The sequence below is a fragment of the Pseudorhizobium halotolerans genome (assembly GCF_902153235.2).
GTDB lineage: Bacteria > Pseudomonadota > Alphaproteobacteria > Rhizobiales > Rhizobiaceae > Neorhizobium > Neorhizobium flavum.
Map to the genome: position 1 here is coordinate 161,375 of NZ_CABFWE030000008.1, position 17,889 is coordinate 179,263.

Below are 17,889 nucleotides of genomic sequence, written 5' to 3' on the forward strand. Positions count from 1 at the left end.
ACGAAAATGAGGATCAGCGATGACGGCATTTCACGAGGTGCAGTTTCCGCTGCGCTTGGCGCTGGGTACGAGCGGCGGGCCGGTACGGCGGACCGATATCGTCAACCTGTCCAACGGACGGGAGAACCGCAATGCCCGCTGGCAAGATTCGCGTCGCAGCTATGATGCGGGGTCAGGCATCAAGTCTGTCGCCGATCTCTACGCGGTGCTCGAATTCTTCGAGGCGCGCCGCGGCCGGCTGCACGGCTTCCGCTTCCGCGACCCGCTGGACTGGAAATCCTGTGCGCCGGGTGCGGCAGTCTCCGCCGGCGACCAGCAGATCGGCATCGGCGACGGCGTGACGGCGAGTTTTCCGCTGGTGAAGACCTACGGCGAGGCGGGCACAGGCTGGGTGCGGCGGATCGCCAAGCCGGTGGCGGGTACGGTGCAGGCCTCGATCGATGGCGTCGCGGTGGCGCCGGCGAACTATACGGTGGATGCCGTGGCGGGCACGGTGACCTTCGTGCCCGGAAAGATCCCGGCGACGGGTTCGGTGGTGCGGGCGGGGTTCGAGTTCGACGTGCCGGTCCGCTTCGACACCGACCGCATCGACGTCGACCTCAGTCACTTCGATGCCGGGCGCATTCCAACCATTCCGCTGACGGAGATCCTGCCATGAGGAGCATACCCAGGGAACTTGCCACGCATCTTGCGGGCGAGGCCACCACCACCTGCCATTGCTGGCGGGTGACGCGGCGCGATGGCGCAGTGCTCGGTTTTACCGACCACGATCACGACCTTGCCTTCGACGGCACGCTCTTCCTGGCAGCCAGCGGCTTTGCGGGCAGCGAGGTGGAGGCCGCGACCGGGCTTGCTGCGAGCGTCGACGAGGTGGCGGGCGGCTTTTCCAGCGAGGTGATCCGCGAGGAGGACCTTGCTGCCGGGCTCTATGACGGAGCGCGTGTGGAGCGTTTCCTCGTCAACTGGGATGCGCCCGAGGCGCACATGCTGCTCGACATGCGCGAGGTGGGAGAGGTGACCCGGTCGGGCGAGGCCTTTTCCGCCGAGCTGCGCGGCATGGCTCATCGCCTCGCACAGCCGCAGGGGCGCGTCTACAACCGCCGCTGCGACGCCGAGTTCGGCGACGGGCGGTGCCGGGTCGATCTGTCTGCCTGGCAGGGGAGCGGCAGCGTTCTGGCGGTCACGGACGCGAGCACGATCAGCGTCGGCGGACTGGAGGGGTTCGCGGAAGGATTCTTCCGCCTCGGCGTCCTGTCGCTCGTCGACGGACGGCGGATCGACGTCGAGGGCGATCGCCGGCTGCCGGACGGCGCGCGGGAACTCTCCTTCTGGCTGCCGCTGGAAGGTGCGCCCGGGGACGTGCTGACGCCGGGGCAGGCTTTCACCATCACCGCCGGCTGCGACAAGACCTTCGCCACCTGCCGCGGGTGCTTTTCAAACCAGGTGAACTTCCGCGGCTTTCCGCATGTTCCGGGCAGCGACTTCGCCTATTCCTATGCGGCCGGGGAGGGACGTCACGATGGCGGGGCCATTTTTCCATGAGTGCAGTCCCGAGCGGGCAGGGTGCGCGAATCGTGACGCTGGCGGAGAGCTGGCTCGGCACGCCCTATCGACACCAGGGTGCCATGAACGGGGTCGGCTGCGATTGCATCGGCCTCGTTCGCGGCATCTGGCGGGAACTCTATGGCAACGAACCGGAGGCCGTGCCGGCTTACGCGCCGGACTGGGCCGAGCGCAGCGGCGAAGAGCGGCTGCTGGAGGCAGGGCTGCGGCTGTTCGGCCCGGCGCTGCCGATGGACGCCGCCGCACCGGGTGACCTGCTGCTCTTCCGCTGGCGGCCGGATTGCGCGGCAAAGCATGCGGGCATCCTGGCGGGGCCACGGCATTTCATCCATGCCTATGAGCAGGCGGCGGTGATCCGCTCGACGCTGGTGCCGTCATGGCGCCGGCGGATCGTGGCAGTGCACCGGTTTCCTGAAGTGGGCAGTAATTGATAAAGCGGGCCTCTTAGCTTATATTCAGGAGTGGTGAGCGAGGCTGCTACCTCGCCCACCGCGGACTTACTTTGTGAAGTATACCCGGACGGTCACTGACCAGCCCGTCCGGGTTATCCTCAAGGTAAGCGCAATGCCAATCGGCGTGAGCTTCATAGCATTACCTCCAGGTTCGAGAGCAAGGCCCTTGCCGAGGCCGGTGGGGCCCGTCCTCACCGGCGCGGCGGCTGGCGCGGCGCTCGCTGCTTCTGCTCCCGAACATCATCACCCTAGCACAATCTAGGCGCGCATCCAGTGGGTGGCGCGAGGGGCTTCCATGGCCACTATTCTCTTCCAGACGGCGGGCGCGGCGCTCGGCGGTGTCTTCGGTCCTGTGGGCGCGATGCTTGGGCGCGCGGCGGGCGGGCTGGCCGGCAGCTATGTGGATCGCGCGCTGATCAATGGTGGCCGGACGATCTCCGGAGCGCGGCTGGCGACTGCACGCATTCCGGGTGCCGACGAAGGCGCGCCGGTCAGCCGCGTCTACGGGACGGCTCGGATCGGCGGCACGCTGATCTGGGCGACGCGTTTCGAGGAAGAGGTGCGGCGGGAACGCTCCGGCGGCAAGGCGAGCGGTCCGAAGGTTGAGAGCTTCCGCTACTTCGCCAACCTCGCCATCGGGTTGTGCGAGGGCGAGATTGCCGGGATCAGGCGGGTGTGGGCGGACGGTCGCGAGATCGACCTGACGGACGTGGAGATGCGCGTCTATCGGGGCGGGGAGGAACAGCTGCCCGATCCGCTGATCGAGGCAAAGCAGGGCATGGGCAACGCGCCTGCCTATCGCGGCCTCGCCTATGTCGTCTTCGAACGCCTGCCGCTCGATCCGTTCGGCAACCGCATTCCGTTGCTGCAGTTCGAGGTGCTGCGTCCGGTCGGCGCACTGGAGCGGCAGCTCCGTGCGGTGACGATCATTCCCGGCGCGACCGAGCACGGCTATGCGAACGTGCAGGTGACGGAGAAGACGGGCGAGGGCAGCGCCCGGATCATGAACCGCCATACCTTGACGGCGACGACCGACTGGGAGTGCTCGATCGACGAACTGACGGCGCTCTGCCCGAACCTTGAGAGGGTGGCGCTGGTCGTCAGCTGGTTCGGGACGGACTTGCGGGCCGGCCACTGCCGCATCCTGCCGGGTGTGGAGGTGCCGCACCGGGACGGCGAAAGCTCGCCCTGGTCGGTCGCCGGCTTCACGCGCGTCGATGCCCATGTCGTCAGCCGGCACGGGGGCGGCCCGGCCTATGGCGGCACCCCGAGCGACGATAGCCTGCTCCAGGCCATTGCGGACCTCAAGGCGCGGGGACTGGAGGTCTATCTCTACCCGTTCCTGATGATGGACGTTCCGCCTGGCAACGGCCTGCCCGATCCGCATGGAGGCGCGGAGCAGGCGAGCTACCCCTGGCGCGGCCGCATCACCTGCCATCCCGCTCCAAGTCGGCAAGGAACGGTTGACCAGACGGCAGCGGCGCGAACCCAGGTGGTGGCCTTTGCCGAAGGCCCCGATGGTTACCGGCGCATGGTGCTGCACTATGCGGGACTGGCGACCGAAGCCGGTGGCGTTGACGGCTTCCTCATAGGCTCGGAACTGCGCGGGCTGAGCCAGCTGCGCGACGAGGTCGGGCGGTTCCCCTTCGTCGAGCAGTTGGTGCAACTGGCGGAGGATGTCTGGACGATGCTTGGCTCGCAGGCGAAGCTGACCTACGGCGCCGACTGGAGCGAGTATTTCGGCTATCACCCTCAGGATGGCTCCGGCGACGTCTTCTTCCACCTCGACCCGCTCTGGGCGTCGCCGGCGATCGATGCGGTCGGCATCGACAACTACATGCCACTCGCCGACTGGCGCGACGGGGATCTCGCAACCGCCAATCCTGACGGGTTCCGTCTCGCCGAGGACGGCGAGGCAATGCGGGCGCAAATCGCGGCGGGGGAAGGCTTCGACTGGTACTATGCGAGCGATGCGGATCGAGCCGCACGACTTCGGACGCCGACCACCGACGGGGCGGCGGGCAAGCCCTGGGTGTTCCGGCCGAAAGATCTGGCCGGCTGGTGGTCGAATTATCATCATGATCGCCTCGGCGGCGAGGAGGTAACGCAGCCGACTGCCTGGCAACCGGAGATGAAGCCGATCTGGTTCACCGAACTCGGCTGTCCGGCGGTAGACAAGGGGGCCAACCAGCCGAATGTCTTCGTCGATCCGAAATCGGCCGAAAGTGCTGCCCCGCATTTTTCGAGCCTGGCCCGATCCGACGCCATGCAGCGGCGCTTCCTGGAGGCGCATCACCGGCACTGGCAGGGAAAGGGGCAGGCTGCGGGGCCGGTCGATCCGGACCATGTCTTCGTCTGGACCTGGGACGCGCGCCCCTTTCCTGCCTTTCCCGCCGATCTTTCGGTCTGGAGCGAAGGCGGCAACTGGCGCAGTGGACACTGGTTGAACGGCAGGCTGGGCGCGGCGACGCTGGCCGACACGATCGCTGCCATCCTGGCGGATCATGGCTTTCACGATTTCGACGTATCCGAGGTGAGCGGTGATCTCATCGGCTATGTGCAGGCGGAGGTGACCTCGGCGCGTGCCCTGCTCGCGCCGCTGCTCGACGTCTTCAGGATCGACGCGATCGAGGAAGCGGGGCGGCTCAGGTTCCGGTCGCGAGGCGCTGCGAGCCTTCCGCCAGCCGTCATCGATGTGCTCGCCGATGTGGAGGATCAGCCGCTGTGGAGCGAGACCCGCGGCCATGACAGCGATTTCGCCGCCGAAGTGGTGATCGGTTCCTCCAATCCGGCCTTGAACTACGAGCAGGCGAGCGCCCGGTCCCGGCGGACGAGGACGGCGAGCAACCGGGTGCTTGGTTACGACATGCCGGCCGTGCTGGCGGAGGAAGCAGCGCTTTCCGCAGCGGAGGCCGCCGTCCGCGACCAATGGGTGTCGCGACGGACACTGAGCTTCGCGCTGTCGCCGGCCGACGTCGGCCTTCAGCCGGGCGATCCGATCACGTTGCCGCAGGCTGGTGGGACGTTTCTCGTTTCGCGCGTCGAGGAAGGGCCGGTGCGCCGGATCGAGGCGCGCCAGCATGCGACCTCCGCGCCTGCCGCACCCGTCCGGGAGACGCCGGGGCCGGGAGGTGGCGACACGGGCTCAGACGCGTTCGCGCCGATCCTCCATCTTCTCGACCTGCCGCGCTTCGCTTCTGGTCCGGGGGAGAGCTTCGCCCGGGCGGCGGGCCATGCGCGTCCCTGGCAACGGATCATGCTGTCCTCGTCGCCGACAACGGAGGGATATGGGCTGCGTGCAGTGCTTGACCGGCCGGCCCGGATCGGACGGCTCACGGCGCCGCTTGAGCCCGGCACCATCTCGGGGCGCTTCGACCACGGGTCGAGGGTGGAGCTCGACCTCTTCTTCGGCGGCCTGTCGTCCGCTTCATTGGAAGCGGTGCTGGCGGGTCAGAACCGGCTGGCGGTGAAGGCTGCGAGCGGGACATGGGAGATCGTCAGTTTCCTTGAGGCGCAGGAAGTCGCGCCTGCTCGCTGGCGGCTCGCAAGGCTGCTGCGCGGACTGGCAGGAACGGAGGACGCAATGTCCGAGGGCGCGCCGGCGGGTTCGCCGGTGGTGCTCCTGGACGAGGCGGTCGCTTCGCTCCGGCTTGCCGCAGAGGAACGTGGCCGGGTGCTGAACTGGATCGCCGAAGGCAGGGGGTCCGCCGGCAGCCGTGTCGGGCCCTTGCCATTCTACGGCGGGATCAGGGCGGAGACACCGCTCTCGCCCGTGCACCTGGGCGCCCGCCGACTGGCCAATGGCGACCTGCTGCTGTCGTGGATCCGTCGGGGCAGGGCGGAGGCGGATGACTGGGATGCCGCCGATATACCGCTCGACGAGCCGGAGGAGCGCTACCGCCTCGACATTCTGGAGGGTTCGAGCCTCCGGCGTTCGGCGGAGGTCGCGGCGCCGCAACTGCTCTACAGCCTCGACGAGCAGATCACCGATTTCGGCCAGCCGCTGCCGACTGTGACTGTCCGCGTCCGCCAGCTGGGCCGGGCGGTGCCGCTCGGGATTGCGGCGACCGCCACCATTCAAACCTAGAAGGAGACAGAGCATGGACGGAATGAAGACTTGGTATCAGTCGAAAACGGTATGGGGCGCGCTGATCGCGGTAGCGGCCTCCATCGCGCAGGTGGCGGGGGTGGATCTGGCGCCTGACGTGCAGAACGACATTGCCGACCTTGCGATTGCGCTTGGCGGTGCGCTGGGCGGCGCCTTGTCCATCTATGGACGCATCTCCGCCAGCACTGCCATTGGGCGGCGATGAGCGCCATCGGCCCGGGAAGGTTATCGAAACCTTTCCGGGCGCCCCCCTGTTTTTTACCCTTCCATAACCACAGGTCCACGACGCCTCCTTAAGTGCGGACCCTTTCTTGAGATCCGGGGTTTGATGCCCGGACGGAAAAGGGGGCTCGATGACGGAGCGGATGGTTGCCTGGCTGGCCGAGGCTCGCGAGGCGCACAACTACCGGCGCATGTACGCCCTGGCACTCAAGATCCTGCGCGAAGCAGGCGCCGGACCCCTGGCACAGGCCGCGTCCTGTGTCGTCGTTTCCCTCTGCGACATCATCTATGATCCGGTGGCGGACGCATGGCGCCTGAAGCAGGCGCGGCGGTTCTTCCGGTGCCTTCTCGACCAGCTTGCAGTGGAAGTGGAAGCCCATCGGCAGGTGTCCTGACGATGCGTTCGGTAGGCCTGGATCCATCCCTTCCTTCGCATTCATTTGCCATTCAGGCGTGCTTGGTTACATAATCCATCACATGCATTGGATCTGTTCGATCCGCCCTGACGATGGATAGCAACACGATGGCGCGACTGCCGATACCTGCGATGCTCATCGCCGGCCTTGCCGGTCTGACTGCCTTCGACGCCCCGGCAGCGGGAGACTACTTCATCCTGGCTGCCGCCGACTGCGGCTCGGCAGCAAGCCGCGTCGTCAGCGAGACGGGCGGCCAGCTTCTGTCTGCGCAGCCGTCTTCCGACGGCCAGACCTGCGTCGTCACCGTTCTCGTCCAGGGCAATGGCAATGAGAGACCGCGCAAGGTAACAGTGCGGGTGCCGATGTAATGACAGGGGCGGTGATCCGCGATCGTCGCATAGGGTGGGGCAGTCCATGCGCATTCTCGTAGTTGAAGACGACGTCAATCTGAGCCGGCAGCTGACCGATGCGCTGAAGGAGGCGGGATACGTCGTCGACCAGGCGTTCGACGGCGAGGAAGGACATTTCCTTGGCGACACGGAACCCTATGATGCCGCCATCCTCGACATCGGCCTGCCCGTCATGGACGGAATAAGCGTAGTGGAGAAGTGGCGCACGGACGGCCGGCGGATGCCGGTCCTGATGCTCACGGCGCGCGATCGCTGGAGCGACAAGGTGGCCGGCATCGATGCGGGCGCCGACGACTACGTTGCCAAGCCCTTCCATGTGGAGGAAGTGCTGGCGCGCGTGCGCGCGCTTATCCGCCGCGCCGCCGGGCACGCGTCCTCCGAACTCATCTGCGGTCCGGTCCGCCTCGACACCAAGGCATCGAAGGCGAGCGTCGACGGGATGCCGCTGAAACTCACCTCCCACGAGTTCCGGCTGCTCTCCTACCTGATGCATCACATGGGCCAGGTGGTGTCGCGCACGGAACTCGTAGAGCACATGTACGACCAGGATTTCGACCGCGACTCCAACACCATCGAGGTGTTCATCGGGCGGCTGAGGAAGAAGCTCGGCGTGGACCTGATCGAGACGGTGCGCGGCCTCGGCTACAGGATGCAAGCCCCGACCGACGTCAGCTGACGCCATGACCGGGCCGAGATCCCTTACCGCCCGCGTTCTCCTTCTCGCCACCCTCTGGTCCGGACTGGCCCTGGTGGTGATCGCGCTCGTGATTTCCGCACTCTACCGCCAGTCTGCCGAACGGGCCTTCACCGACCTCTTGCGGGCGCAACTCTACAACGTCATCAATTCGGTCTCGATCGGCGAGGGCAACAACCTCGCCGGCAACCCGCAGCTGGGCGATCTGCGCTATTCGCAGCCGGAAACCGGCTGGTACTGGATCATCGAACCGCTCGGGACCTTCGCCGCCGCGCCGCTTTCCTCGCCGTCCCTGGGCGTCTCGAAGATTGCCGTCCCGAGCATACTGAACGTCCCCTTCAACAACCGCTATGAGCGCTTCTATCCGGTGGTCGACGCCTTCGGGAACAATGTGCTGGTGGCCGAGACGGAGGTCGTTCTCGACAGTCAGGGGCGGGCGGCACGCTTCCGCGTTGCCGGCAATCTCGATGCGATGGAAGAGGACATCGCCACCTTCAACCGCAGTCTCTACATCGCCCTTGTGGTCTTCGGTCTCGGCAGCCTTGTCGTCAATGGCGGCGCCATCCTCTTCGGCCTGCAGCCGCTCGACAGGGCACGCCGCGCACTGGAAAGGATTCGCCGTGGCGACGCGGAGCGTCTCGAAGGGGAGTTTCCGCGCGAGGTCCTGCCGCTCGTCAACGAGATCAATGCGCTGATCGAAAGCAACCGCCGCATCGTCGACCGTGCCCGCATGCAGGTCGGCAATCTTGCCCATTCGCTGAAGACCCCCCTTGCCGTCCTGCTGAACGAGGCCCGCTCGCTCGAGGCCACGCAGGGCGAACTGATGCGGTCGCAGGCGGAAGCCATGCAGGCGCAGGTGCAATCCTATCTCAACCGGGCGCGCATTGCGGCACAGCGCGAATCCGTGCTGGTTCGCACGGAGGTCGAGCCCGTGCTGGAAAGGCTCGTTCGCGTGATGCGCCGCCTCAACCCGGAGAGGGAGTTCAGCCTCTCGGTCTCTCCTGGCGCTGTCCTCGCGATGGAGCAGCAGGATGTCGAGGAAACGGTCGGCAATCTCCTGGAGAATGCCGCCCGCTTCTGCCGGACCGGCGTCTGGCTCAGCGTCGCTGCGGCAGCCGGACCTCCGGCCGGCGAACCGGCGGATACGATCCGCCGGACATGGCTGGAAGTGGTGGTCGAGGACGATGGACCGGGACTGGAACCCGGCCAGCTCGGCGAGGCGATGAAGCGTGGCCGCCGTTTCGACGAGAGCCGGCCCGGTGCGGGCCTGGGGCTCTCGATCGTCAGCGAGATCGCCGGCGAATACCAAGGCAGCTTCGAGCTTCAACGCAGCGAAAAGGGTGGCCTGCGCGCAACACTTCTGTTGCCGTCGGTGACGAAGGATGTTGCCTGACGCGGGCAAAGGCTCCATATCCCCATGGCGGGTCCCGGCGAGCATCGCCGCCCTGCCTCGATGCGGGAAATACTCCAACCGGTGCTGAACACATGCGTCTCAGAAGTTTGCAGATTGGTGCGACGTTCCTTGGTCTGGCAGTCATTGCCGGATGTTCGACGACATCCGGAGGCGGCAGCCTGCTTCCGTCCCGGTCATCGGGTTCGACGCCCTATATCGCTGCATTGCAGGGCGGCATCGTCAGCCGCAGCGGCGTCGAGATCAGCAACAGCGACAGGGCAAGGGCGCTGGAAGCCGAATATCGCGCACTTGAAGCGGCGGCGGTCGGTCAGCCGGTCACCTGGAGCGGCAGGGATGTCAGCGGACAGGTGGTCGCGGCTGCTCCCTACCAGGTCGGTTCGCAGAACTGCCGCCAGTACAAGCACACGCTGACCGCCAGCGGACGGCAGGCGATTGCGCGCGGTGCGGCCTGCCGGAACAAGGACGGCAGCTGGACCCCGCTCATCTGACAATTTGACATAAGTCATGGCCGGAATCGCGCTACAGGTGCATCTGGGGCACAAGCAACTTGCGGCCAAACGCCTCAAATCCGCGTCATGACCGGCTTTGCCGTTGGAAAGGCAGCCCGGTTCCAGTATTTGGACCATTATGTTCTTGTGGATCATCCTCGCTGTCCTGACCGCCGCCGTCGCGGCCGTCCTGCTCGTCACCCTGGCGCGCGGCGCCAAATCCGAAATTCCCGATCGCGCCGGAGAGATCGCCGTCTATAGAGACCAGATGGCCGAACTCGAGCGCGATCGCGAGCAGGGCCTGATCTCCGCGGAAGAGGCCGAGTATGCCAAGGCCGAGATCGGCCGTCGGCTTTTGTCGGCTGCCGGCGAGGCGGAGACCCAGAGCGAGGCTCCCACCGGCCGTACCGGCTTGACCGCAACAGGCGCAGCGGTGACCCTTCTCGTCCCCACCGTCGGACTGTCCCTCTATCTGTTGCTCGGCAATCCGCAGCTTCCGGACCAGCCGCTTGCCGCCCGACTTGAGAATCCCGGCCAGAACATGGCCCTGCTGGTCGCCAAGGCCGAACGGCACCTGGCCGAGAACCCGAACGACGGTGCGGGCTGGGACCTGCTGGCGCCGATCTACTTCAAGGCGATGCGGCTGGGCGATGCGGAACTCGCATTCCGCAATGCCATGCGGCTGCTCGGGACCAGCCCGGAGCGACTTGACGGGCTCGGCGAAACCCTCGTTGCCGCCAATGACGGCATCGTCACCGAGGATGCGCGGCTCGCCTTCGAGGAAAGCCTGCGCCTTCAGCCGGACAATCCCCGCGCCCGCTTCTATGTCGGTCTCGGCCTGGAGCAGGCCGGCCGCCGCGACGAGGCACGCGCGGCCTTCGAGGCGATCGCCGCGGCTTCGCCGCCCGACGCGCCGTGGATGGAGCTGATCCGGCAGCATATCGCCGCGACCGGCGGTACGGTCGCCGAAACTGCCGAGGCGCCGAAGAATCCCTCCGCGGACGACATGGCTGCGGCGGGCCAGATGTCCGAAGGCGATCGCCAGGACATGATCCGCGGCATGGTGGAGAGCCTCGCGGCCCGCCTGCAGGATGATCCGAACAACCTTGAAGGCTGGCTCCGGCTGGTGCGGTCCTATTCCGTGCTCGGCGACAAAGAAAAGGCCGAGGAAGCGCTTAAGAGCGGCTTGAAGACATTCCCGGCGGAAGGCAGCGAGGGGCAGCAACTGATTGCGCTTGCCCGCGAGGTTGGCCTGGCCGTCGAAGGAGCGACGCAATGACACGCAAACAGAAACGTCTCACCATCATCGCCGGCGGCATGAGTTTCATCCTCGCCGCGGTCCTCCTGGTCATGTTCGCCTTCAGCCAGTCGGTCGCCTATTTCTACATGCCGGCTGATCTCGCCACCACGGAGGTTTCTCCGGGCACCCGCATCCGCCTTGGCGGCCTGGTGGCCGAGGGATCGGTCAAGCGTGGTGAAGGTTCGACGGTGAGCTTCTCGGTGACCGACGGCTCGAACACGGTGCCGGTCAGCTATACGGGCATCCTTCCCGACCTGTTCCGCGAGGGACAGGGCGTGGTGACCGAAGGCGCGTTCGACGCTGCGACCCACTCCTTCGTTGCGGATTCCGTGCTGGCCAAGCATGATGAGAACTACATGCCGAAGGAAGTGGCCGACCGCCTGAAGGAGCAGGGGGTCTGGCAGCACGGCGAGGAGGCCGCGACGCAATGATCATCGAAGTCGGACATTATGCGCTCGTCCTTGCGCTCGCCACCGCGCTGATCGTCTCGATCCTGCCGTTGATCGGCGCGCGCCGCAACGACGCGGCGATGATGGGGCTGGCACCGGTCGGTTCGATCCTGATGTTCCTGCTGGTGCTGTTCGCCTTCGCGGCGCTGACCTGGGCCTATGTCGTCTCGGATTTCTCGGTGAAGAACGTCTTCGAGAATTCCCATTCGATGAAGCCGATGATCTACAAGTTCTCGGGCGTCTGGGGCAACCACGAAGGCTCGATGCTGCTCTGGCTGCTGATCCTGGTCTTCTTCAGCGCGCTCGTCGCCTTCTTCGGACGCAACCTCCCCGATACGCTGCATGCCAATGTGCTTGCGGTGCAAGCGTGGATTGCCACCGCCTTCACTCTGTTCATCCTGCTGACCTCGAACCCATTCGCGCGCCTCAATCCCGCGCCTGCCGAAGGCCAGGACCTCAACCCGATCCTCCAGGACCCGGGGCTGGCGGTGCATCCGCCGCTCCTCTATCTGGGCTATGTGGGCTTTTCCGTCTGCTTCTCCTTCGCCGTTGCGGCCCTGATCGACGGCCGTATCGATGCGGCCTGGGCGCGCTGGGTGCGTCCTTGGACGCTGGCCGCCTGGACCTTCCTGACGGCCGGCATCGCGATGGGCTCCTACTGGGCCTATTACGAACTCGGCTGGGGCGGCTGGTGGTTCTGGGACCCGGTCGAAAACGCCTCCTTCATGCCCTGGCTTGCCGGGACCGCGCTCCTCCACTCGGCGCTGGTGATGGAGAAGCGCGAGGCGCTGAAGATCTGGACGGTGCTTCTGGCCATCATGACCTTCTCGCTGTCGCTGCTCGGCACGTTCCTCGTCCGCTCGGGCGTGCTGACCTCGGTCCACGCCTTCGCCACGGACCCATCGCGCGGGATATTCATCCTGGCAATCCTCATGCTGTTCATCGGCGGCGCCTTTGCGCTCTTTGCCTGGCGGGCGCCGATGCTGAAGTCGGGGGGGCTGTTCGCGCCGATCTCTCGCGAAGGTTCGCTCGTACTCAACAACCTGATCCTGACGGTCGCCACGGCGACGGTGCTGATCGGCACGCTCTATCCGCTGGTGCTGGAAACACTGACCGGCAAGAAGATTTCGGTCGGGGCGCCGTTCTTCAACATGACCTTCGGGCTGCTGATGATCCCGCTGCTGATCGCCGTTCCGTTCGGGCCGATGCTCGCCTGGAAGAGGGGCGACATGCTCGCCGCGCTGCAGCGCCTCTACGTTGCTGCCGGACTGGCGCTGGTGGCGGGCCTGGCCCTCTACTATATCGAGAACGGCGGCCCGGTAATGGCCGTCTTCGGCCTCGCCATCGCCTTCTGGGGCATGTTCGGTGCGCTGGCCGACCTCTGGTATCGCGCCAACTTCGGCAAGCTTCCCTTCAACGTCGCATGGCGTCGGCTGGTCGGCCTGCCGCGGTCGGCCTTCGGGACAGCGCTTGCACATTTCGGCCTCGGCGTGACCGTCCTCGGCATCGTCATGGTGACGACCTATGAGACGGAAACAGTTGTCGAGATGAAGCAGGGCATGACGGCGGAAGCCGGCAGCTACTCGCTTGTCTTCGACGGCATGCGCGAGGCCGTCGGTCCGAACTATACCGAGGAACAGGGACATTTCACCATCAGCCAAGGAGGCGTGGTGGTTGCGGATACGTGGTCGTCAAAGCGGCTCTACACCGCAAGGCGCATGCCGACGACGGAAGCCGGCATCGTCACCTTCGGATTCAGCCAGCTCTACGTCTCGCTGGGCGACCCGATCGCCGGTGGCGGCATGGTGGTGCGCATCTGGTGGAAGCCCTTCATCCTCTGCATCTGGGGTGGATCGCTGATCATGATGTTTGGCGGCTTCGTCTCGCTCTCCGACCGGCGGCTGCGGGTGGGTGCCCCGACGCGCCGCGCCCGTGCCGTCCGCACGGTGATGGAGGCGGCGGAATGATCCGCAAGCTTCTCCTCGTCCTCCTCATCCTGCTCGCACCCCTTCCGGCGCTCGCGGTCAATCCCGACGAGATCCTCGCCGATCCCGTGCTCGAGGAGCGGGCGAGAAACCTCTCGGCAAACCTGCGCTGCATGGTCTGCCAGAACCAGTCGATCGATGATTCCAATGCGGAACTGGCCCGGGACCTCAGGGTCCTGGTGCGCGAACGGCTGCAGCAGGGTGACACGGACGAGGAGGTGATCGACTACGTCGTCTCCCGCTATGGCGAGTTCGTGCTGTTGAAGCCGCGTTTTTCCCTCCGCACCATGCTTCTGTGGACTGCGCCCGCATTGCTGCTCGGCATCGGCGGCATCGTGCTCGCGATGATGGCCCGCGGGCGCCTTCGGGCACGCGCGCCGGCTCCTCTTTCGGCCGAGGAGCAGGCCCGTATCGACGAGCTTCTCGACAGGCGCTAGCAGGCCCCAACATTACGAAGTTTTCATCCGCCTGACACCTGCAGTTAAGGTGAGCCTTCCTATATCTCTTCGCATCCACCGCCTTCCGGGCGCCTCCCGGATCCAGACACAGTGAAGAGAAGAAGGTACTCACAATGCTCAACAGCAAATTCGGACGTCCCTCGCTGAAGACCGTGCTGAAGACCTCGACGGTCGCCGGGCTGACCGCGGTGATGCTGTCGACCGGCATCCCGGGACAGGTGATCGAGTCGTTCGCCGATCCGGTCAAGGTTCAGGCGCCGCAGGCGCCCAGCTTCGCCGACGTCGTCTCCGCCGTCTCGCCGGCCGTCGTGTCGGTGCGCGTCCAGTCGGAAACCCAGACGGCCAGCGACAACAGCAACTTCTCCTTCAACTTCGGCGGCCAGGGCTTTGAGGATCTGCCGGACGATCACCCGTTGAAGCGGTTCTTCCGCGATTTCGGTGGTCCGCAGTTCCGCGGCGGTCCCGACGGCGACCGAAGCGAGCGCAACGGCCCGCGTCGCCTGCGCCCGACATCCCAGGGCTCCGGCTTCTTCATCTCCGAGGACGGCTACCTCGTCACCAACAACCACGTTATCGCCGACGGTGCCGCCTATACGGTGGTGCTGGATGACGGCACCGAACTCGACGCCAAGCTGATAGGCTCCGACAGCCGCACCGACCTTGCGGTGCTGAAGGTCGATGCCAATCGCGAATTCACATATGTCAACTTCGCGGACGATACGAAGGTGCGCGTCGGTGACTGGGTCGTGGCGGTCGGTAACCCGTTCGGCCTCGGCGGTTCTGTGACGGCGGGAATCATCTCGGCCCGCGGCCGTGACATCGGCTCCGGTCCCTATGACGATTACATCCAGATCGATGCGGCCGTGAACCGCGGCAATTCCGGCGGTCCCGCCTTCAATCTCGAGGGTGAGGTCATCGGCATCAATACGGCGATCTTCTCGCCGTCGGGCGGCAATGTCGGCATCGCCTTCGCCATTCCCGCTTCGGTTGCCCGTGACGTGGTGACGGAGCTGATGAAGGACGGCAAGGTCGAGCGTGGCTGGCTCGGCGTGCAGATCCAGCCGGTCAACAAGGACATTGCCGAATCGCTTGGCCTCTCTGAGGCGCAGGGCGCCCTCGTCGTTGCTCCGCAGGAAGGTTCGCCGGGCCAGAAGGCCGGCATCAAGGAAGGCGACGTGATCACCGCCCTCAATGGCGATCCGATCAAGGATGCGCGGGATCTCGCGCGCAAGGTTGCCGCCATGAATCCGAACGCGAAGGTCGATATCGCCATCTGGCGTGACGGCAAGTCCCAGAACCTCGAAGTGACACTGGGCAACCTGGCGAGCGAGCAATCCGCAAGCGCCGATACGGAGACACCGGAAGCTCCCGCGCCTTCGACGGAGCAGGCGTTGGCAAGCCTTGGCATCACGGTAGCGCCTGCCGAGGACGGCGCAGGTCTCTCTGTCGTCGAAGTCGATCCGGATTCGGAAGCGGCAGGTCGCGGCCTGCGTGCCGGCGAGAAGATCGTCTCGGTCAACAACCAGTCGGTAAAGACTGCGGGCGACATCGAGAAGGTCATCGAGCAGGCCCGCAACGATGGGCGCAGCCGCGCGCTGTTCCAGGTTGAGTCCGATCGTGGCAGCCGCTTCATCGCGCTCCCGATCAACGAAGGCTGATCCTCCCAATCGGCATCAGGAGGGGGCGCCGCCGGTCACGTCGGCGCCCCTTTTTCATTTCCTCCGCCGGTCTGCAGTTGAAGGAGCGAAGATGGACGTCCCCGCCCGCCATGCCGATAGCCGTGAATCCGATGGTGCAAACGGCGCTGCGGACGCTATGGTGCCGCATATGAAGATTCTGGTGATTGAAGACGACCTCGAAGCGGCCGCCTACATGACGAAGGCCTTCCGCGAGGCCGGCATCGTCGTCGACCATGCAAGCGACGGCGAGAGCGGCCTCTTTATGGGCAGCGAGAACAGCTATGACGTGATGGTCATCGACCGCATGCTGCCGCGCCGCGACGGCCTGTCGGTGATCAGCGAATTGCGCAAGCGTGGCGTCGAGACGCCGGTGCTGATCCTCTCCGCCCTCGGCCAGGTGGATGACCGGGTGACCGGCCTGAGAGCCGGTGGCGACGACTACCTGCCCAAGCCCTATGCCTTCTCCGAACTCCTGGCACGCGTGGAAGTGCTCGGCCGCCGCAAGGGCAAGCCGGAGCAGGACATGGTCTATCGAGTCGGCGACCTGGAGCTCGACCGGCTGTCCCATGAGGTCAAGCGCGCCGGCAGGGATATCCTGCTGCAACCGCGCGAATTCCGGCTTCTCGAATACCTGATGAAGAATGCCGGGCAGGTGGTGACCCGCACCATGCTGCTGGAACATGTCTGGGACTATCACTTCGACCCGCAGACCAATGTGATCGACGTGCATGTGTCGCGGCTCCGCTCGAAGATCGAGAAGGACTTCGACAGGCCGCTCCTGAAGACGATCCGCGGCGCCGGCTACATGATCAAGGACGAGGCGTGAGCCCGTGCTGACCCGGCTTCGTCTGATGTTCCGTTCGACGGCCGTGCGGCTGTCGGCTCTCTACATCCTGCTTTTCGCCATCTGCGCGGCATTCCTCGTCGTCTACGTGACGGCAATGTCGGAACGAATTCTGGCGCAGCAGACGAGGGAAAACCTCGTCCAGGAGGTGGCCGACATACAACGTTCCTACGAGCGCGGCGGACTGAACGGCATGCTGCGGCTCATGGAGCGGCGGGCGCGTCAGCCCGGTGCCAATCTCTACGTCGTCGCCGGGCCGAACGGCGAAATCCTCGCCGGCAACGTCGCCTCGCTGCAGCCGGGGGTGCTCGACGAGCAGGGCTGGACCCGCTTTCCCTTCGCCTACAAGCCCTTCTCCGAAGCGGGCGCGGAGCGCGAGCATATGGCAATCGCCAACGTCGTGGTGATGGAGAACGGCCTGCGGGTGATGGTCGGCCGGGATCTCGGCGAACCGGGCCGCTTCCGCGGCATTGTCCGCCGCGCGCTGATGCTGGCGCTGACGATCATGGGGATCGGTGCGTTGTTCATCTGGTTCGGAATCGGCCGCAACGCGCTGAAGCGGATCGACCGGATGTCGGCGGCAAGCCAGAAGATCATGGCCGGCGATCTCTCGCAGCGCCTGCCGGTTGGCCGCTCGGGCGATGAATTCGACAGACTGTCGGAATCGCTCAATGCGATGCTGGGCCGCATCGAGAAGCTGAACGAGGGCTTGCGGCAGGTCTCCGACAATATCGCCCACGACCTCAAGACGCCGCTGACGAGGCTGCGCAACAAGGCGGCGGATGCTCTGGGAGACGAGGAACCGGAAAGCCGCCGGGTGGCATTGGAAGGCATCATAGCGGAATCCGACCAGTTGATCCGAACCTTCAACGCGCTGCTGATGATCTCTCGCGTGGAGGCGGGATCGATCGCCGCCGAGATGAGCGAGGTCGACCTGTCCGCCATCTCCGCAGACAGCTGCGAACTCTACGAGCCCGTCGCCGAAGAAGCGGGTCTGAAGCTGGCAACCGCGATCGAGCCGGGCGTGAGGGTCAAGGGAAATCGGGAACTGATCGGCCAGGCGATCTTCAACCTGCTCGACAATGCCATCAAGTATGGTGGCGAGGGGAAGGGGGCAGGCGAGATCCGGCTGGTGCTGAGGCTCGAGGATGGCTCGCCGCGGCTTTCGGTCTGCGACAGCGGCCCCGGCGTGCCGGAGGACAAGCGCCATGAGGTGACGAAGCGCTTCGTACGCCTCGACGCCAGCCGATCGAAGCCCGGCACAGGGCTCGGGCTTTCGCTGGTGGAGGCGGTGATGGACCTGCATGGAGGATCTCTCAGGCTTTCTGCGACCCATCCCGAGCGGGAGAATGCGCCGGGGTTGACGGCCACCATGGTATTCCCGTCGTTCAGGCCCTAAGAAGAGGG

The 17,889-nt window shown here is 65.7% G+C and carries 17 protein-coding genes; all 17 read left to right on the forward strand.

Going from position 1 to position 17,889, the window contains the following annotated elements:
• Positions 1-19 precede the first annotated feature (19 nt).
• The 17 genes from FN060_RS14930 (at position 20) to FN060_RS15010 (ending at position 17,881) form a co-directional block, all read left to right on the forward strand.
• The gene (locus tag FN060_RS14930; RefSeq protein ID WP_142588788.1) at positions 20-658 is read left to right on the forward strand and encodes a DUF2460 domain-containing protein; all 639 of its coding nucleotides are present in this window, start codon (positions 20-22) and stop codon (positions 656-658) included.
• Positions 655-1,542 carry a DUF2163 domain-containing protein gene (locus FN060_RS14935; protein WP_142588789.1) on the forward strand — a complete coding sequence of 296 codons (888 nt, stop codon included), beginning with the start codon at positions 655-657 and terminating at the stop codon, positions 1,540-1,542. Before FN060_RS14930 ends, FN060_RS14935 begins: the two co-directional genes overlap by 4 nt.
• Positions 1,539-1,994: an NlpC/P60 family protein gene (locus tag FN060_RS14940; RefSeq protein WP_142588790.1), complete on the forward strand. Its 456-nt coding sequence runs from the start codon at positions 1,539-1,541 to the stop codon at positions 1,992-1,994. Before FN060_RS14935 ends, FN060_RS14940 begins: the two co-directional genes overlap by 4 nt.
• A 316-nt stretch (positions 1,995-2,310) precedes the next feature.
• The gene (locus FN060_RS14945) at positions 2,311-6,102 is read left to right on the forward strand and encodes a baseplate multidomain protein megatron (protein ID WP_142588791.1); all 3,792 of its coding nucleotides are present in this window, start codon (positions 2,311-2,313) and stop codon (positions 6,100-6,102) included.
• A gap of 13 nt (positions 6,103-6,115) precedes the next feature.
• Positions 6,116-6,328, forward strand: coding sequence for a hypothetical protein (locus tag FN060_RS14950; RefSeq protein WP_142588792.1), 213 nt, complete (start codon positions 6,116-6,118; stop codon positions 6,326-6,328).
• 148 nt (positions 6,329-6,476) lie between these two features.
• The gene (locus FN060_RS14955; protein WP_142588793.1) at positions 6,477-6,740 is read left to right on the forward strand and encodes a hypothetical protein; all 264 of its coding nucleotides are present in this window, start codon (positions 6,477-6,479) and stop codon (positions 6,738-6,740) included.
• A gap of 128 nt (positions 6,741-6,868) precedes the next feature.
• The gene (locus FN060_RS14960) at positions 6,869-7,129 is read left to right on the forward strand and encodes a hypothetical protein (protein WP_142588794.1); all 261 of its coding nucleotides are present in this window, start codon (positions 6,869-6,871) and stop codon (positions 7,127-7,129) included.
• A 46-nt stretch (positions 7,130-7,175) separates the two neighbouring features.
• Positions 7,176-7,847, forward strand: a complete 672-nt coding sequence (locus tag FN060_RS14965) for a response regulator transcription factor (RefSeq protein WP_052637616.1) — start codon at positions 7,176-7,178, stop codon at positions 7,845-7,847.
• 4 nt (positions 7,848-7,851) lie between these two features.
• Positions 7,852-9,258, forward strand: a complete 1,407-nt coding sequence (locus FN060_RS14970; RefSeq protein WP_142588795.1) for an ATP-binding protein — start codon at positions 7,852-7,854, stop codon at positions 9,256-9,258.
• Between the two features lie 92 nt (positions 9,259-9,350).
• Complete coding sequence (locus FN060_RS14975; RefSeq protein ID WP_142588796.1) at positions 9,351-9,767, forward strand: hypothetical protein; 417 nt, start codon at positions 9,351-9,353, stop codon at positions 9,765-9,767.
• A gap of 139 nt (positions 9,768-9,906) precedes the next feature.
• Positions 9,907-11,046, forward strand: coding sequence for a c-type cytochrome biogenesis protein CcmI (ccmI, locus tag FN060_RS14980; protein WP_142588797.1), 1,140 nt, complete (start codon positions 9,907-9,909; stop codon positions 11,044-11,046).
• Positions 11,043-11,498: a cytochrome c maturation protein CcmE gene (gene ccmE, locus FN060_RS14985; RefSeq protein WP_142588798.1), complete on the forward strand. Its 456-nt coding sequence runs from the start codon at positions 11,043-11,045 to the stop codon at positions 11,496-11,498. The genes ccmI and ccmE overlap by 4 nt, the downstream gene beginning before the upstream one ends.
• Positions 11,495-13,483, forward strand: a complete 1,989-nt coding sequence (locus FN060_RS14990; RefSeq protein ID WP_142588799.1) for a heme lyase CcmF/NrfE family subunit — start codon at positions 11,495-11,497, stop codon at positions 13,481-13,483. Before ccmE ends, FN060_RS14990 begins: the two co-directional genes overlap by 4 nt.
• Positions 13,480-13,938 carry a cytochrome c-type biogenesis protein gene (locus FN060_RS14995; RefSeq protein ID WP_142588800.1) on the forward strand — a complete coding sequence of 153 codons (459 nt, stop codon included), beginning with the start codon at positions 13,480-13,482 and terminating at the stop codon, positions 13,936-13,938. Before FN060_RS14990 ends, FN060_RS14995 begins: the two co-directional genes overlap by 4 nt.
• A gap of 134 nt (positions 13,939-14,072) precedes the next feature.
• On the forward strand, positions 14,073-15,617 hold the full coding sequence (locus FN060_RS15000; protein ID WP_142588801.1) for a Do family serine endopeptidase: 1,545 nt from the start codon (positions 14,073-14,075) through the stop codon (positions 15,615-15,617).
• Between the two features lie 157 nt (positions 15,618-15,774).
• Positions 15,775-16,464 (forward strand): response regulator transcription factor, encoded by a 690-nt coding sequence (locus FN060_RS15005; RefSeq protein ID WP_280136233.1) that lies wholly within the window; start codon positions 15,775-15,777, stop codon positions 16,462-16,464.
• A gap of 7 nt (positions 16,465-16,471) precedes the next feature.
• Positions 16,472-17,881: a sensor histidine kinase gene (locus tag FN060_RS15010; RefSeq protein ID WP_142588878.1), complete on the forward strand. Its 1,410-nt coding sequence runs from the start codon at positions 16,472-16,474 to the stop codon at positions 17,879-17,881.
• Positions 17,882-17,889: the final 8 nt, after the last annotated feature.

Bases quoted from the DNA above. Each gene is read 5' to 3' on its own strand.
- FN060_RS14940 (WP_142588790.1), top strand. From the start codon at position 1,539: ATGAGTGCAGTCCCGAGCGGGCAGGGTGCGCGAATCGTGACGCTGGCG.
- ccmE (WP_142588798.1), top strand. From the start codon at position 11,043: ATGACACGCAAACAGAAACGTCTCACCATCATCGCCGGCGGCATGAGT.
- FN060_RS14950 (WP_142588792.1), top strand. From the start codon at position 6,116: ATGGACGGAATGAAGACTTGGTATCAGTCGAAAACGGTATGGGGCGCG.
- FN060_RS14975 (WP_142588796.1), top strand. From the start codon at position 9,351: ATGCGTCTCAGAAGTTTGCAGATTGGTGCGACGTTCCTTGGTCTGGCA.
- FN060_RS14945 (WP_142588791.1), top strand. From the start codon at position 2,311: ATGGCCACTATTCTCTTCCAGACGGCGGGCGCGGCGCTCGGCGGTGTC.
- FN060_RS14990 (WP_142588799.1), top strand. From the start codon at position 11,495: ATGATCATCGAAGTCGGACATTATGCGCTCGTCCTTGCGCTCGCCACC.
- FN060_RS14935 (WP_142588789.1), top strand. From the start codon at position 655: ATGAGGAGCATACCCAGGGAACTTGCCACGCATCTTGCGGGCGAGGCC.
- FN060_RS14965 (WP_052637616.1), top strand. From the start codon at position 7,176: ATGCGCATTCTCGTAGTTGAAGACGACGTCAATCTGAGCCGGCAGCTG.
- FN060_RS14930 (WP_142588788.1), top strand. From the start codon at position 20: ATGACGGCATTTCACGAGGTGCAGTTTCCGCTGCGCTTGGCGCTGGGT.
- ccmI (WP_142588797.1), top strand. From the start codon at position 9,907: ATGTTCTTGTGGATCATCCTCGCTGTCCTGACCGCCGCCGTCGCGGCC.
- FN060_RS14970 (WP_142588795.1), top strand. From the start codon at position 7,852: ATGACCGGGCCGAGATCCCTTACCGCCCGCGTTCTCCTTCTCGCCACC.
- FN060_RS15005 (WP_280136233.1), top strand. From the start codon at position 15,775: ATGGTGCCGCATATGAAGATTCTGGTGATTGAAGACGACCTCGAAGCG.
- FN060_RS14960 (WP_142588794.1), top strand. From the start codon at position 6,869: ATGGCGCGACTGCCGATACCTGCGATGCTCATCGCCGGCCTTGCCGGT.
- FN060_RS14995 (WP_142588800.1), top strand. From the start codon at position 13,480: ATGATCCGCAAGCTTCTCCTCGTCCTCCTCATCCTGCTCGCACCCCTT.
- FN060_RS14955 (WP_142588793.1), top strand. From the start codon at position 6,477: ATGACGGAGCGGATGGTTGCCTGGCTGGCCGAGGCTCGCGAGGCGCAC.
- FN060_RS15000 (WP_142588801.1), top strand. From the start codon at position 14,073: ATGCTCAACAGCAAATTCGGACGTCCCTCGCTGAAGACCGTGCTGAAG.